Origin of the sequence: Natrarchaeobius oligotrophus (assembly GCF_003841465.1) — an archaeon.
GTDB lineage: Archaea > Halobacteriota > Halobacteria > Halobacteriales > Natrialbaceae > Natrarchaeobius > Natrarchaeobius oligotrophus.
In genome coordinates, this window is sequence record NZ_REFZ01000008.1 from 75,099 (window position 1) to 89,192 (window position 14,094).

The window sequence follows — 14,094 nt, forward strand, 5'->3', positions numbered from 1 at the left end:
GTCCGTCCGAATGATACACAACGATGATAGTAAAGCTGGCCTCTAGTTGTGCAAAATCCCCGGCCCGTTCCGGGCAGGTGCCCCGGTAGTCCGGTCCGGCGGTACCGGCTTCGTCCGCTACTCGTCGCCCGGACGTCCGCTACTCGTCGCCCGGACGTCCGCTACTCGTCGCCCGGACGTCCGTGCAGTACCTCGAGTGACTCCGCCGGTTTCGCTCCTCTCTCGACGGTCGGGAACCGTCAGCGTCGGTCGTCCGCCGACGAGTCGCCGAAGAACGTCCGCAGTAACTCGTGTTGAGCCTTCCGAAGGTGGTTGTGCAGCGTCGGCGAAGTGATTCCCATCGCGTCGGCTACCTCTTCGGCCGTGCTCTCTCTGGGCCAGTCGTAGTAACCGCCGAAGTACGCCGCTCTGAGGGCCGCCTCCTGGCGATCCGTGAGCCGGTCCTCGAGACCGTCCCTGAACTCGGGGGTCGTTCGAACGGATCGATCCGTCTCTCGCTTGCCGACCAGATCCGTCTCGGGGAAGACGGCTCGCAGACCGTCGACGATCGTGCGGAGATCGGCGTTTACCCCGCACTCGGCCGTTATCTCCGCCCGCCCGCTCTCGAACGTCGCCTCGCGGACCGTCGCGCCGTACTCGGTGAGCAACAGCGTCGGCGACGACCCCTCGACGACGACTTCGAGACGAGAGCCTCGCTCGTCGGTTTCGATCACCCGACAGTCGTCGATCCCCCGTTGCGCGTCGGCGAGGTCGAAGACTGCCGCCGGAGACGCGCCCTCGAGTCGGATGAAATAGAGCTGGCTCGACTCCGAGACCGGGACGAGCGAGTCGAGTACGAACCGACACGACAGCTTCCGAGATGCGTCGACGAAGAACGATCCGGTGTCCCGACAGCTGATCTCGAGTTCCACCACCCGGTCCGACGACAGGAGCGTCCGGCGGCGTGCGGCGGCGATCGCCGCCCCGATCGCTCGAGCGGTCGTCTCGAGCCACCGTTGCTCTTCCTCGTCGAAGGCGTCCACCCGATCGGTTCCGACCGACAGGGTTCCGTACACCGTCTCGCCGTGTTCGACGGGGACGGTCGCGAGCGCCCCCTCGAAGAACTCGTCGTCGACCGTGGCGGTGACGTCCCGCACGACGGTCACGCTCGCCCCCTCGCGTGCGGTGGGGTCGATTCCGAGAGCGTCGCTCGCTGATCCGTTGCCGTCCGTCCCCCCTCGGTCCGGAGCGATCCCGTCGACTGCGTCGGGCGCGATACCGCTCGCGGTCCGCCACTCCCGCCGGCCGTCCGAGAACGTCGCTCGCTCGATCCAGGCGAACTCGTAGACGCCGCCGTCGGCGAGCGAGGCGCAGGCGTTCGCCTCGATCTCCTCGTGGTCGGTCGACTCGGGCAGCGCGCGGGCGACGGCCCGGTGGCGTCGGGAAACGGCGTCGCGCCGGTCGAGTTCGTCTCGCCTCTCGCGAACCGCCTCGAGCGCCTCGTGGTGGGCCGAGACGTCCCGAACGAAGACGGCGAACCCCGCGTGACGACCGCGGTCGTCGCGAAGCGGCGAGACGACCTCGGTCGCGCGAAAGCGCGAGCCGTCCTCGTGGACGCGCCAGCCGTCGACCTCGCAACCCGACTCCTCGAGCGCCGTCGACAGCGTCCGTTCGGGGACGCCGTCGTCGACCGCCCCGTCGGTGTAAAACGCGGAGACGTGCGTTCCGACGATCTCGCCGGCCCGGTAGCCGAACAGCGCCGCGGCGCTTCGGTTCCACCGGTCGACGTAGCCGTCGGCGTCGAGGCGGACGAGCGCGTACCGGTCGCTCGCGGCGAGTAGCAGTCGGACGACGCTCTCGTCCGTCACGTCGGAACCGGCCCGCTCGTCGGGCGAACCGCGAGCGCCTCCCGGCTCGCGCTCGAGCGCCTCGAACGCGTCGACGAGTTCGGCGTCGGTCGGCTCGCGGAGGTAGGGCTCGAGCGCCTCGAAGCTCCCCCAGCCGCCGGCGGCCTTGACGACGCGGGGATTGACGTCGCGGTCGACGAGCGCCCGGCGCGCGAAGTAACGCCTAAGGTCGTCAGTCGAGACGGCCGAGAGTTCGGGCTCGTCGAACAGGTCGCTCGCGCGCTCGGCGACCGACGAGACGAGCATCTGGAGTCGCCGCGGCGTCACCGTGAAGATCCGATCGTCGCTCGAGAGATCGTTACAGCGGGCGTAACGCCCGAGTTCCCGCTCGACGTGACTCGGCAGGTAGGCGGTTCGCCGCTCGCGCGTTCCCGTTTCGGGGACGCGAACGAGATACCGCGGCGGATCGATCCGCACCTGCTCGACGTCGTCGACCGTCAGGGCGACGAGTTCCGCCGGTCGGAGGCCGACGTCGCCACAGAGGCGAACCACGAGCGCCTCGCGGTACGTCTCGGCGGCCTCGAGTAGCGCGTCGTACTGCTCGTGTGAAAGCGCTACCGCGCCGGTCGTCTCCGAACCCATCTTTCGCGATTTCAACTGTTACGAAAATAATTCTGTCGCTCGCCCGTCGTCGACGGTCGAACCGGAGGACGCTCTCTCGGACGTCGCAAACGCCGATGCAGGACGAGCGAGCGGCTACGGGCGGCCCGCTACGGGAGCCTCACAGCGACCACGGCCGCTCGAGCGTGCGGGTGAGTCGGTACGGCGACGGACGCCGTGCGATGGCGGTCCGGTGCCGACGCTCGAGACGAGCCGGGCTGTGCTCCTGTGTGGGATCGGTCTGTTACCGACCGGAAGTCCCCGTTATTTCGCTTCTATAGAAATCGCGAAACCGTTACCGGCCGTCGCGCTCCGCCTGGATCTCGCCGACGATCTCCGGATTTCGGAGCGCGCTCGTGTCCTCGAGTTCCTCGCCGTTGGCGACGTCCTCGAGCAGGCGGCGCATGATCTTGCCCGAGCGCGTCTTCGGCAGCTCGGGCGTGAACACGACCTCGTCGGGGGTCGCGACGGGACCGATGGCCGACTCGAGGCTTCCGACGACCGCCTCGCGAACGGTCGCGTCGGGATCGTAGCCGCTCTCCGTGCTCACGTAGGCGTGGATTTCGGTGTCGCCGCGGTCGTCCGAGCCGCCGACGACGGCGGCTTCGGCGATCCCCTCGACGTCGGTGATCGCGCTCTCGATCTCCATCGTGCTCAGCCGCCGGCCCGAGACGGTGATCACGTCGTCGACGCGGCCGAGGACGGTGACGTAGCCGTCCCCGTCGAGACAGGCGGTGTCGCCGCTGAAGTAGCGCCACTCGTCGGCGTTGGGGTCGGAAAACTGCTCCCAGTACTCCGCGCGAAAGCGGTCGTCGCCGTCGTACAGCGTCCGGGCCATCCCCGGCCACGGCTTCGAGAGCACGAGGTAACCCGCCTCGCCCGGATCGACGTCCGCTCCGGTTTCGTCCACGACGCCCGCCTCGATTCCCGGCAACGCCGGCCCCGCCGCGCCCGGTTTCATCTCGTCGATTCCGGGGAGCGTCGACAGGATCACCGCGCCGGTCTCGGTCTGCCACCAGGTGTCGACGATCGGACACTCACCGCCGCCGACGTGCTCGCGGTACCACTCCCAGGGGCGGGGACTGATCGGCTCGCCGACGGTGCCGAGCAGTCGCAGGCTCGAGAGGTCGTGGCGCTCGGGGTACTTCTCACCCCACTTCATGAACGCCCGGATCGCCGTCGGCGCCGTGTAGAAGACGTCGACTGCGTTCCGGTCGACGATCTCCCAGAGGCGATCCCGGTCGGGATAGTCGGGCGTCCCCTCGTAGATGACGGTCGTCGTTCCGAGCGCGAGCGGTCCGTAGACGATGTAGGAGTGGCCCGTGATCCAGCCGATGTCGGCCGCACACCAGTAGGTGTCCGCCGGTTCGACGTCGAGGACGGCGCGACTCGTCCAGGCGACGTGGGCGAGGTAGCCGCCGGTCGTGTGGACGACGCCCTTGGGCTCGCCGGTCGTCCCCGAAGTGTACATCAGAAACAGCATGTCCTCGGCGCCGCGCGAAACCGGCTCGACGGCTCGCCCGGCGAACTCCCCGCGGAGGTCGTGGTAATCGTACTCGTTCTCGCCGAGCACGTGCGGAAGATCGTCGCCGAGACGGTCGACGACCACGGTCTGGACGTCGGCCTCGAGCGAGAGGCGGGCGTTGTCGGCCTTGCTCTTCTGATTGAAGGCGTCGCCGCGGCGGTAGTAGCCGTCGCAGGTGATCAGATACTCGCTGTCGGCGGCGTCCATCCGCGTCGCCAGCGCGTCGGACGACAGGCCGGCGAAGACGACGCTGTGTGGCGCGCCGATGCGCGCACAGGCCAGCATCGCGATCGGCAACTCCGGGATCATCGGCAGGTAGATCGTCACGACGTCGTCCGCTGCCACCCCGAGGTCCCGCAGCGCCGCGGCGACCTCGTTGACCGCCACGGACAGGTCCTGGTAGGTGTAGGTCTCGCGCTCGCCGTGTTTTCCCTCCCAGCGAATCGCGGCGTGGGTCTTTCGCCCCGCCTCGAGGTGGCGGTCGATGCAGTTGTACGACGCGTTCAACTCGCCGTCCGCAAACCACCGGTAGAAGGGCGCGCAGTCGTCCTCGAGTACCGTCTCGTACGGGACGTCCCACGAGAGGAGATCCGCGGCCCGCTCCCAGCAGTCGGGCCAGCGCTCCGCGAACTCCTCGTAGATCCCCGGATCGCTCACGTTCGCCCCCTCGACGAACGAGTCGGGCGGACTGTGGGGCGAGCCGGCGGGGACCGGCCGGTCACGACCCCACCCGTTCCGATCGTCCATAGGTGGTTCGAACCGAAGGTAGTCAGCGGAATAAACGTTCCTCCGAATCGGACCGGGCGCGGCTTCGGGTGGGGCCCGACGCGAACGAACGGTGCGGGCGCACAGGTCGAGTCCCCTCGCGACAGCGAGGGCACACCGCCGCACCTCCCGAGGGAACCCCGTCGGCGCTTCGCGCCCGCTCGTCCGGAGAGCCGGCGTCCGACTACGCGGGTCGTCGGATCGCGAGCACGACGAGGTCCGAAAACGGGGTGTCGTCGCGGCCGTCGCCGCCCGCGTAGTCGGCGAGTTCCGACAGCGAAACCCGTCGGATCGTTTCGTCCGAAAGCGTCAGCTTCTCGAGGACGAGCGCCTCGAGATCGGGATCCGCGCCTCGCTCGAGCAGGAACCGGGCGACGTCGCCCGGCATCAGATCGAACGGCCGCGGCAACACGAGGAGGTGGCGGTCCCCGACCGCGGCGGCGAGTCGATCCAGGTCGTCCCCGAGATCGCCGCTTTTGTGCAGCGTCACGAACTCGGTGTCTTCCATCGGCGTCCGGGCGCGGCTCGCGGCGATCTGCAGCGAGGAGATGCCGGGGACGACGCGGACGACGGCGTCGGGGTCCTCGCGGTGGACGGCGTCCTGGACCTTCCCGACGAACTGGTAACCGGAGTGATTCGGATCGCCCATCGCGACCGCCGTCCCCGACTCGCCGGCGGCGACGCGCCGGCCGAACGCCTCGAGCGCCTCCGCTTCGTCGCGGTAGCCACAGGTCAGCAGGTCCGCGTCGGTCAGATCGTCGACGAACTCGACGACGGTTTCGAAGCCGACGACGACGTCGGCCTCCGCGATCGCGCGCCGGCCGCGCGGCGTGAGGTAGTCGCGGTTTCCGGGACCGATGCCGACGACGGTAACCGGATCCGATTCGTCGTCGATGTCGGGTTCGGGCTCGCCGGCCGCGTACGTCGCCGGATCGGGACCCGAGTCGAGGTCGTAGTCGCTCATCGATCGTCGATTCTCGCCGAGGGCCGAAACGGCGTCGATCTTCCGGCGCTCGTCGGGACTCCCGAGTGGCCTTCGCGAGCCGGCGCGGGACGTTCGCACGTCCGCCGAGAGGCGAACGTGGCGGCCCGAGCGATCCGGCCGGGCGCGACGCCTCGGAGTATCCGTGCGAGCGCGCCGCTCGAGCGATCCGGTCCGTTCGAGTCGACCCGCCCAGTTATGTGCGCGGGGCACACAGGACCGGTGATGACCGCGCTCGCGCTCGAGGACGCGCACCTGTGGTACGAGACGGCCGGCGAAGGACGATCGCTGGTCTTCGTTCACGGCGGCTGGCTGGACGGAACGGCCTGGCAGCCCCAGGTCGAGCGATTCGCCCGGGAGTACCGGGTCGTCACCCTCGACGTCCGGGGCCACGGACGAACCGGCGCGACGGACCGCGGCCGGTACTCGATCGAACTGTTCACCGACGACCTCGAGGCGCTGTGTGCCCACCTCGGTCTCGAGCGGCCGATCCTCTGTGGCCTCTCGCTCGGCTCGATGGTCGTCCAGGAGTTCTGCGCTCGCCACCCCGACCGCGCCGCCGGCGCGATCCTGGCCGGCGCGCTCCGGTCGATGCCGCCGGTCGACCTCCCGCCGGGCGCGAAGCCGTTTCTCTCGCCGACGCCGGCGCTGTCGGCGTCGTTGTCCGTCGCGGGACCGCGGGCGACGTTCCGGTCGTTGCTCGGAGCCGTCAGGGCGACGACCGGCCGCCGGTGGCTGTCGGTCGACCCGTCGGTACGCGCGTCGGCGATGAACGCCGTCGGCGACGTCCCTCGCTCCGAGTTTCGCAAGGTGTTCGACGCGCTCTATCGGTACGATCCGCCGGCGCTGGACGGCGTGACGACGCCGACGCTCGTGATCCACGGCGACCACGAGACGCCGCTGGTCGACTCCCAGGGGGCCGAGATCGCCCGGGCCGTCGACGACGGCCGACGCCTCGTCCTCGAAAACGCGGGCCACCTCGTCAATCAGGACCGGCCGGGCGCGTTCAACGACGCGAGCGCGACGTTTCTCGAGTCGCTACCGCCGTAACCGTCGCTCCGGTGTGACGACGAGACGCGATCGGCGACGGCCGAACGGCGCGAGGGAAGCCGTTCGACTCGCGAAGACAGTCAGTTCCGTCGCGCCAACGTGATTTGGCGATGACACCAAGGGGGATGCGGTGGTACGGAACCTCGTGCGTACGGTCAGCCGACCGGAGACGACTCCGCCCGCGAATCCCGTGAATCCATGAGTAGCAACTGTCCGGACCCAGACGATACCGCGACGCCGGCCGAACACTGGAACGCCGTCTCGAGACACGTCGTCAACAGCTACCGCGAGGCCAACAGCGCGTTGCTCGCGGCGATGGGACTCGGCACCCCCGACGAGACGACCGGCGGAGGCGCTGATCCGTCCGCCGCCGACCCGTCCGCCGCCGACCCGTCCACCGCTGATCCGTCCGCCGACGGGGAGATCCACGCGGTCGATCCGCCGGTCGACGAACTCTCGTTCAGCGACGAAGACTGGGCGATGGAACGCTCCGTCGACGCGCCCGACGAACTCGAGGTCGGCGACTACGTTCGGTTCAGCAAACCGATCGAGGAGAGCGACGTCTCGGCGTTCGCGCAGGCGTCGGGCGACACAAACCGGCTCCACCTCGAGCCGGCGTTCGCCGAGGCGAGCCGGTTCGGCGGACGGATCGCCCACGGAACGCTGGTCTCGGGACTCATCAGCGCCGCGTTGGCCCGGCTTCCCGGACTGACGATCTACCTCTCGCAGGATCTCGAGTTCGAGGCGCCGGTCGAGATCGGGACCGAGGTCACGGCGGACTGCGAGATCGTCGAGGCGCTCGGCGACGGACGGTACCGGTTGCACACGACCGTCGTCGACGACGCCGATCGGACGATCGTCGACGGCGAGGCCGTCGTCATCGTCGAAGCGCTCCCCGACGAGTGAGTCGGGCCGTTGTCCGCCAGCGTCTGTTCACCCGAAAACCGGCTGCGATCGTCCGGTAGATGGGGACGAACTGTGAGACGTCCGCCGGTCGTCGGTCCCCCGCTCGGGCGTCTCGAGGATCCGCCGCCGAGAGAGAAACCCTTTGGCGTCTGCACCCCGTACGACGGGTATGAGAGAGTTCGTCTTCGCCCTCGAGTACGAACCGGGAACGAACCCGGTCGCCGACGTGCTCGCCGACTATCCCGACACCTCCGTCCGGTCGCTGTCGTGTCACGTCAGCGCCGACAGCCTCTGGCGAGTCGATCACGCGAGCGGCTCCGAAGAGGCCCTCGAGGCCCTCGAACGGGCCTACCAGAACGCCGATTACTTCGCCGACTGCCTCGTCAAAGACGACTGCGGCGCGGACTGCGAGGTGCAGGTGCTCGACCGCTCGGACGACGCGCTCGTCGTCTACACCTACTGGGAGCGAACCGACGTCTGCACGTCGGTCCCCCACGTCGCACTCGAGCACCTGGGGGACGGACTGCTGTTCGAAACCTATCGCGAGGGACGCCGGTACCGATGGCGGATCGTTCTCGGGAACGGCGCGCCGATCCACCAGTTCTTCGCCGCGTTAGGTGACGAGGTCGGCGAGTGTACGGGCATGGAGATGCTCCGACTGACGGAACTCGATCCGGACAGACGAAACGCCGAGCCGGAGAACACCCTGCCCGAAAAGCAGCGTGAAGCCCTCCGTGCGGCCGTCGAGCACGGCTACTACGAGACTCCGCGGGCGATCGAACTCTCGGAACTGGCCGACCGACTCGACGTCCCCCGCTCGACGCTCTCCTATCGGCTCCGACGCGCCGAAGCGGCCCTCGCGACGACGTTCGTCGACGACGACGCCTCCATCGAACGACTGGCGACGCCGATCTGAGTGCGGCGCACGGTTCGGCGGCGGCCACCACTCGAGTTGGCGCACGCCAAATAACCCGTATGGTCACCGATCCACTACCCGTGAGTAATGAGTAATTCACGCCGGTCGTCTTCGTCGGGACCGGGGGACGGCTCGACCCGCCGACTCGAGCTACGAGTCCCCGAGATGGACTGTCCGTCCTGCGCCGGGAAGGTGACCAACAGCGTCGAGCGCCTCGAGGGAATCGCAAACCTCGAGGCGCGCGCAACGAGCGGCCGCCTGATCGTCGAGTACGATCCGACGTGCACCGACGAGGGTGCGGTGCGCGAACGCGTTCGTGCTGCGGGCTACGCGATCGACTCGAACGAATCCGAGCGCACGCTGTCGGTTCCGGGGATGGACTGTGCCTCCTGTGCGACGAAGGTCGAGAACGCGCTCGCGGCCGTCGACGAGGTCGAGGCGGTCGAGACGCAGCCGACGTCGGGGCGGGTCACCGTGACCGCGAGCGACGGACTCACCGTCGAACCGATCGTCGACGCCGTCGAGAGCGCGGGCTACGAGGCGACGCCGATCGGCGACGAACGCGACGGCCTCGACGAGAGCCGGACCGTCTGGAAGAGCCGTCGCGCCGTCGGCACCGTCGCTGGCGGCGTTCTCGTGACCGCCGGAATGGCGCTGAAGTTCGTCGTTCCCGCCCTCGATCCGGCGCTGTGGACGGTCGCGGGCCGAACGTACGCGCTCTCGCACCTGCTGTTCATCGCGGCCGTCGTAGTGGCCGGAACGCCGATCCTCCGGAACGGCTACTACTCCGCGCGCAATTGGAGCCTCGACATCGACTTCCTGATGAGCGTCGGCATCGTCGCCAGCGTGGCGGCCCACCACCCCTTCGAGGGAGCGTTGCTCGCCGTGCTGTTCTCGGTGGCAGAGCTGTTAGAACGCGCATCGATGGACCGTGCGCGAGACTCGTTGCGCGAACTGATGGACCTCTCGCCCGAGACGGCGACCGTCCGTCGCGACGGCGGCACCGAGGAGACGATTCCGGTCGACGACCTCGAGATCGGCGATCGCGTCGTCGTCCGTCCCGGAGAGAAAATTCCGGCCGACGGAACGGTGCTCGAGGGCGAGAGCGCGATCGACCAGTCGCCGATCACCGGCGAGAGCGTTCCCGCGGACAAGACACGCGGCGACGACGTCTACGCGGGAACGATCCTCGAGTCGGGCTACCTCGAGGTCGGCGTCGAGAGCGAGGCCGACGAGTCGACCATCGCCCGGATCGTCCGGCTGGTCGAGGACGCCGAACGCGAGAAGACCGAACGCGAGCAGTTCATCGACCGGTTCGCGAGCGTCTACACGCCGGTCGTCGTCTCCATTGCGGTCGCGTTCGTCCTGGTTCCGCCCCTGGCGTTCGGCGCGTCCTGGAGCTACTGGTTCGTCGTCGGACTGACGCTGCTCGTGATCTCCTGTCCGTGCGCGCTGGTCATCTCGACGCCGGTCAGCGTCGTCTCGGGGATCACCAGCGCCGCCCGAAACGGCGTCCTCATCAAGGGCGGACGACACCTCGAGGCCGTCGGCGAGAGCGACGTCCTCGCGGTGGACAAGACCGGGACGTTGACCGAGGGCGACCTCTCGGTCACCGACGTGATCCCGCTCGAGGGAGCCGACGAAGAAGACGTCCTCCGGCGGGCGAGCGCCGCCGAGCGCCGGAGCGAGCACCCGATCGGCCGGGCGATCGTCGGCTACGCCGACGAGCAGGGCGTCGCGGCCGACGACGCCGACGTCTCGGAGTTCGAGGCGCTGACCGGCCGCGGCGTCCGGGCGGAGATCGACGGCACGACCCACTACGTCGGAAAGCCCGACCTGTTCGACGGCCTCGCGGGCCTCGAGCACGCCCACGCGACGACCGATGGCGGGACCGCACTCGCGTCGATGGGCTACGAGTCGCCGTCGCAGTGCGACCGCGAGGGATGTCTCGACGTGGTCGCTGACGTCGTCCCGACGCTCGAGGCTGAGGGCAAGACCGTGGTGATCGTCGGCACCGAGGATCGGCCGCTGGGCGTCGTCGGCGTCGCCGACCGGGTCCGACCGGAAGCCCCGTGGGCCGTCGCTCGGCTCCAGGCACAGGGCGTCCGCGTCGTCATGCTCACCGGCGACAACGAGGGAACCGCCCGCGCCATCGCGAACGAGGTGGGCATCGACGAGTACCACGCCGAGTTGCTCCCGGAGGAGAAACTCGAGTGGATCGATCGGCTGGAATCGGAGGACAGTGACGGCGACGAGCCGGCCCGCGTCGCCATGGTCGGCGACGGCATCAACGACGCGCCCGCGCTCGCGACCGCGTCGGTCGGGATCGCGATGGGCGCGGCGGGAACCGACACCGCCCTCGAGACGGCGGACGTGGCGCTGATGGCCGACGACCTGAGCCGGCTTCCGTACCTCTACGAACTCTCCGACAAGGCAAACGGCGTCATCCGCCAGAACGTGTGGTCGAGCCTCGCCGTGAAGGCGGTGCTGGCCCTCGGCGCGCCCGTCGGCATCGTCACGGTGATCCACGCGGTCGTCGTCGGCGACATGGGGATGAGCCTCGGCGTCACCGGTAACGCGATGCGGCTCGCGAACGTCGAACCCGAGACGCCCGAGCGAGTCGATGCGGAGGCTCGAAGTCGGTGATCGTCGATCCGCTCGGCGTCGAGAGGGGTCTGACGGGTGCGGCTTACGGACGAACCCGGCCGATCCCTCGTCGGATCGGCTCGAGTCCGGGTCGACCGTCGCGCCACCAGAGAGCGACGCCGGCGACGAGGATCACCGCCTCGAGCCACAGCGTCGTCACCTCGAACCCGGCGACGCGTCCGAGCGACTTGGTGCCGGTGTACTCGGGCATCGGCGTGATCGGCCAGAGGAGAAAGCCGAGTTCGTGGTAGTCGCCGGAGAGAACGTGCCAGGGGATGTCAGTCGCGACGTGCGAGAGGTAGCCGATCGCGAACGCGACGCCGAGCGCCGCTCGCCCTCGAGACCGTGCGAGCAGCCAGACCGCCGCGACCAGCGGTACTGCGAACAGTAACGAGTGGCCGACCGTCCGGCCGACGTCGACGACGCCTGCGAGCCACAGCGGTTTGTCGAGGAGGTCGGGCAGCGCGGCTCCGAACACCGCGACAGCGGCCGCGCTCTCCGCCGGTCGCTCGCCCAGCTCCCACCTGGCGTAGGCCGCATAACAAATGTACCCGACCGCGAGGTGGACCACCGGCTGCATTCGCCCGGGCGTACGTCGTCGAGACCGAAAAGGGCTGACCCGGACCGGCCGTCTCGTCGGAGCGGCGGCGAACCGTCGACCGGGACGTATTTTACCGGGCAACGCCTGGCTTCGATACCACGACACCGACCATGTTCGACGAGGCCGAACCCGTCCTGCGTCGCGATCCCGTGATGGCCGAGCTGCTCGACCGTCACGATCCGTACGTCGAACCGGACTGGGACGAGTACGAACGACTCTGCATCTCGATCGTCAACCAGCAGCTCTCGACCGCGAGCGCGAGGGCCGTCCGCGAGCGCGTGTTCGAAGTACTCGAAAACGAGGTGACGCCGGAGGCGGTCCTCGCGGCCGAGGACGCGGCGCTCCGGGATGCGGGCCTCTCCCGCAGCAAGGTCGACTACGTTCGGAAACGCCGCGCGCGCGTTCCAGGCGAACGACTACACCCGATCCGGGCTGGCCGATCACACGAACGACGAGGTGATCGACGTGCTCACCGATATTACGGGAATCGGCGAGTGGACTGCGCGAATGTATCTCCTGTTCGTCCTCGAGCGACCCGACGTGTTGCCGCTCGGGGACCTCGCCGTTCGACGCGGAATCGAACGACTGTACGGCGACGGCGCGGAGCTCTCGAGGGACGAACTGAGAGAGATCGCCGAGCCGTGGCGGCCGTACCGGTCGGTCGCGACGCGATACATCTGGGCGGAGTACGAGTCGACCGACTGATCCGCCGTCCGAGCGACGCGGATGTGATCGCGCGCAGAATCGGTTCCGACGATCCGACGACTCGGTCGACGACGGCGCGTCCGACGGGAAACGGCGGTCCCGCCGGAGCTACCGTGTGGTTTCACGACCATCTGGCTTTCCATCGCGTCGGAGAACGCTCGCCCGGAAAGCCACGAAAAACGGTGTGAAAGACCGGCGTAAACGTACACCCTGCATTCGCGGTCGCGGAGCGGTAATGGATCACCAATTCCCGTAAGTAGCTACTCATCGCCGCGCCCTCGACTATATATTTTCCGCTACAAACTCACGAATAGATGACTTCCTCTCGATTCGACGGAAATTATAAAATTTGTCAAGAAAACGTTCAGACTGGCAAAATGGAGATTATTGCCCGAATTTGCGAGCGACGGACGTCGAGCCGACCGTTTCGTCGTTATCGCCAATTCTAAACGGTTCGTTTGCCGACGACGTTCTTCGGTTTTCGAACTCAACTGTCGCTTTCACGGGAGCGGGAGCGTAGATCGGGATCGGCCGTAACAATGGCTCTCTGGATCGCTTTGCCGGGTTAACTCGTGAAATAGTCCGTCATCGAATTGGAACGGACGTTACAGTTTATGGATATAATCGGCCAACTGCCGGTGCCCGCAACGGGCGTGAAAGACATGAGTGATGAAGAACCACACGGAGATTCGCGGCGCTCGTTTATGAAAAAAGGGACGCTAGCTGCCACAGCGCTCGCAGTCGGTGCGGGCGCGACCGCAGGGACCACCGCGGCACAGGATAACGACGACAACGGCGAAGGCGAGGTCGTCGTGACCAGTCAGGATTACTACCCCGACGTGAACGCGGACGTCGTTGCCGAACTCGAATCCGGAACCCGCGACACCGTTCTGGAGAACTTCGAGAACCAGTTCGACGACATCAGCGACTGGGACGTCTACATCGTCCAGTTCGACGTCGGCGCCGGCACGGTGCTGGGGCACCTCTTCGTCGACGAAGACGAAGCCGAAGTGGGCGAGGGAGACTCGGTGACCCTGACCGGCGACGCCTCGTTCCTCGATACGGAAGCGGGGCTGATCGAAGCCGACGTCACCGTCGAAGAGGGCGAACCCGAAGACGAACCGGACGACGACGAGGAGCCTGACGACGACGAGGAGCCTGACGACGACGAGGACGAACCCGAAAACGACGAACCGGCGAACGACAACGACGAGCCGGCAAACGACAACAACGAGCCGGAGAACAACGAGGAAGACGACGACGGAATCTTCGGCTAACTCGTTTCGTTCCCTCTTCCTTTCGACACCGCGTCGGAATCATCGGTGACCATCGTGGTCGCCGAAGCCGTTCGTTCACCGCTGTCACTCGAGCGACCGGCGGTGGTCCTGTGGCTGCTGTTTCGTAATCGAGACTGCGATGACGGTCACGACTCTGATACGGTCGCGATGACGGTCACCGACTCCGATACGGTCGAGACGTTCGTCGCGAGAGAGACGGGGTACGGGAGGGATC

The 14,094-nt window shown here is 67.8% G+C and carries 9 protein-coding genes and 1 pseudogene; 6 read left to right on the top strand and 4 right to left on the bottom strand.

The features are described 5' to 3' along the window. Positions 1 to 239: 239 nt before the first annotated feature. The 3 genes from EA472_RS13010 to EA472_RS13020 all read right to left on the bottom strand — a co-directional run bounded on the left by EA472_RS13010 (position 240) and on the right by EA472_RS13020 (position 5,740). Positions 240 to 2,468: a bacterio-opsin activator domain-containing protein gene (locus tag EA472_RS13010; protein WP_124191948.1), complete on the bottom strand. Its 2,229-nt coding sequence runs from the start codon at positions 2,466 to 2,468 to the stop codon at positions 240 to 242. Positions 2,469 to 2,781: 313 nt separating this feature from the next. After that, entirely contained in the window at positions 2,782 to 4,758 is a 1,977-nt protein-coding gene (gene acs, locus EA472_RS13015; RefSeq protein WP_124191949.1) for an acetate--CoA ligase, read from the bottom strand. A 202-nt stretch (positions 4,759 to 4,960) separates the two neighbouring features. Further along, positions 4,961 to 5,740, bottom strand: a complete 780-nt coding sequence (locus EA472_RS13020; RefSeq protein WP_124191950.1) for a cobalt-precorrin-7 (C(5))-methyltransferase — start codon at positions 5,738 to 5,740, stop codon at positions 4,961 to 4,963. Between the two features lie 243 nt (positions 5,741 to 5,983). On the opposite strand from EA472_RS13020, the gene EA472_RS13025 reads away from it, so the two are divergent. From EA472_RS13025 to EA472_RS13040, 4 genes are all read left to right on the top strand, one after another. Next, positions 5,984 to 6,808, top strand: a complete 825-nt coding sequence (locus EA472_RS13025; RefSeq protein WP_124191951.1) for an alpha/beta fold hydrolase — start codon at positions 5,984 to 5,986, stop codon at positions 6,806 to 6,808. Positions 6,809 to 7,006: 198 nt separating this feature from the next. Beyond that, a complete protein-coding gene (locus EA472_RS13030) occupies positions 7,007 to 7,714 on the top strand; it encodes a MaoC family dehydratase (protein ID WP_124191952.1) in 708 nt (235 codons plus the stop codon). Positions 7,715 to 7,883: 169 nt separating this feature from the next. Beyond that, positions 7,884 to 8,630: a helix-turn-helix domain-containing protein gene (locus EA472_RS13035; protein ID WP_124191953.1), complete on the top strand. Its 747-nt coding sequence runs from the start codon at positions 7,884 to 7,886 to the stop codon at positions 8,628 to 8,630. An 87-nt stretch (positions 8,631 to 8,717) separates the two neighbouring features. Beyond that, positions 8,718 to 11,276 (top strand): heavy metal translocating P-type ATPase, encoded by a 2,559-nt coding sequence (locus EA472_RS13040; protein WP_124191954.1) that lies wholly within the window; start codon positions 8,718 to 8,720, stop codon positions 11,274 to 11,276. A 43-nt stretch (positions 11,277 to 11,319) separates the two neighbouring features. Here EA472_RS13040 and EA472_RS13045 read toward each other — a convergent pair whose 3' ends face one another. Then, positions 11,320 to 11,856, bottom strand: coding sequence for a metal-dependent hydrolase (locus EA472_RS13045; RefSeq protein ID WP_124191955.1), 537 nt, complete (start codon positions 11,854 to 11,856; stop codon positions 11,320 to 11,322). A gap of 131 nt (positions 11,857 to 11,987) precedes the next feature. Here EA472_RS13045 and EA472_RS13050 point away from each other — a divergent pair. Both EA472_RS13050 and EA472_RS13055 read left to right on the top strand, forming a co-directional pair. Beyond that, positions 11,988 to 12,582: pseudogene (locus tag EA472_RS13050) on the top strand (DNA-3-methyladenine glycosylase family protein). Between the two features lie 662 nt (positions 12,583 to 13,244). Next, the gene (locus EA472_RS13055; protein WP_124191956.1) at positions 13,245 to 13,859 is read left to right on the top strand and encodes a calcium-binding protein; all 615 of its coding nucleotides are present in this window, start codon (positions 13,245 to 13,247) and stop codon (positions 13,857 to 13,859) included. The last annotated feature ends 235 nt before the right edge of the window (positions 13,860 to 14,094 follow it).

Coding starts and splice junctions, on each gene's coding strand:
- EA472_RS13010 (WP_124191948.1), bottom strand. CDS start 2,468: ATGGGTTCGGAGACGACCGGCGCGGTAGCGCTTTCACACGAGCAGTAC.
- acs (WP_124191949.1), bottom strand. CDS start 4,758: ATGGACGATCGGAACGGGTGGGGTCGTGACCGGCCGGTCCCCGCCGGC.
- EA472_RS13020 (WP_124191950.1), bottom strand. CDS start 5,740: ATGAGCGACTACGACCTCGACTCGGGTCCCGATCCGGCGACGTACGCG.
- EA472_RS13025 (WP_124191951.1), top strand. CDS start 5,984: ATGACCGCGCTCGCGCTCGAGGACGCGCACCTGTGGTACGAGACGGCC.
- EA472_RS13030 (WP_124191952.1), top strand. CDS start 7,007: ATGAGTAGCAACTGTCCGGACCCAGACGATACCGCGACGCCGGCCGAA.
- EA472_RS13035 (WP_124191953.1), top strand. CDS start 7,884: ATGAGAGAGTTCGTCTTCGCCCTCGAGTACGAACCGGGAACGAACCCG.
- EA472_RS13040 (WP_124191954.1), top strand. CDS start 8,718: ATGAGTAATTCACGCCGGTCGTCTTCGTCGGGACCGGGGGACGGCTCG.
- EA472_RS13045 (WP_124191955.1), bottom strand. CDS start 11,856: ATGCAGCCGGTGGTCCACCTCGCGGTCGGGTACATTTGTTATGCGGCC.
- EA472_RS13055 (WP_124191956.1), top strand. CDS start 13,245: ATGAGTGATGAAGAACCACACGGAGATTCGCGGCGCTCGTTTATGAAA.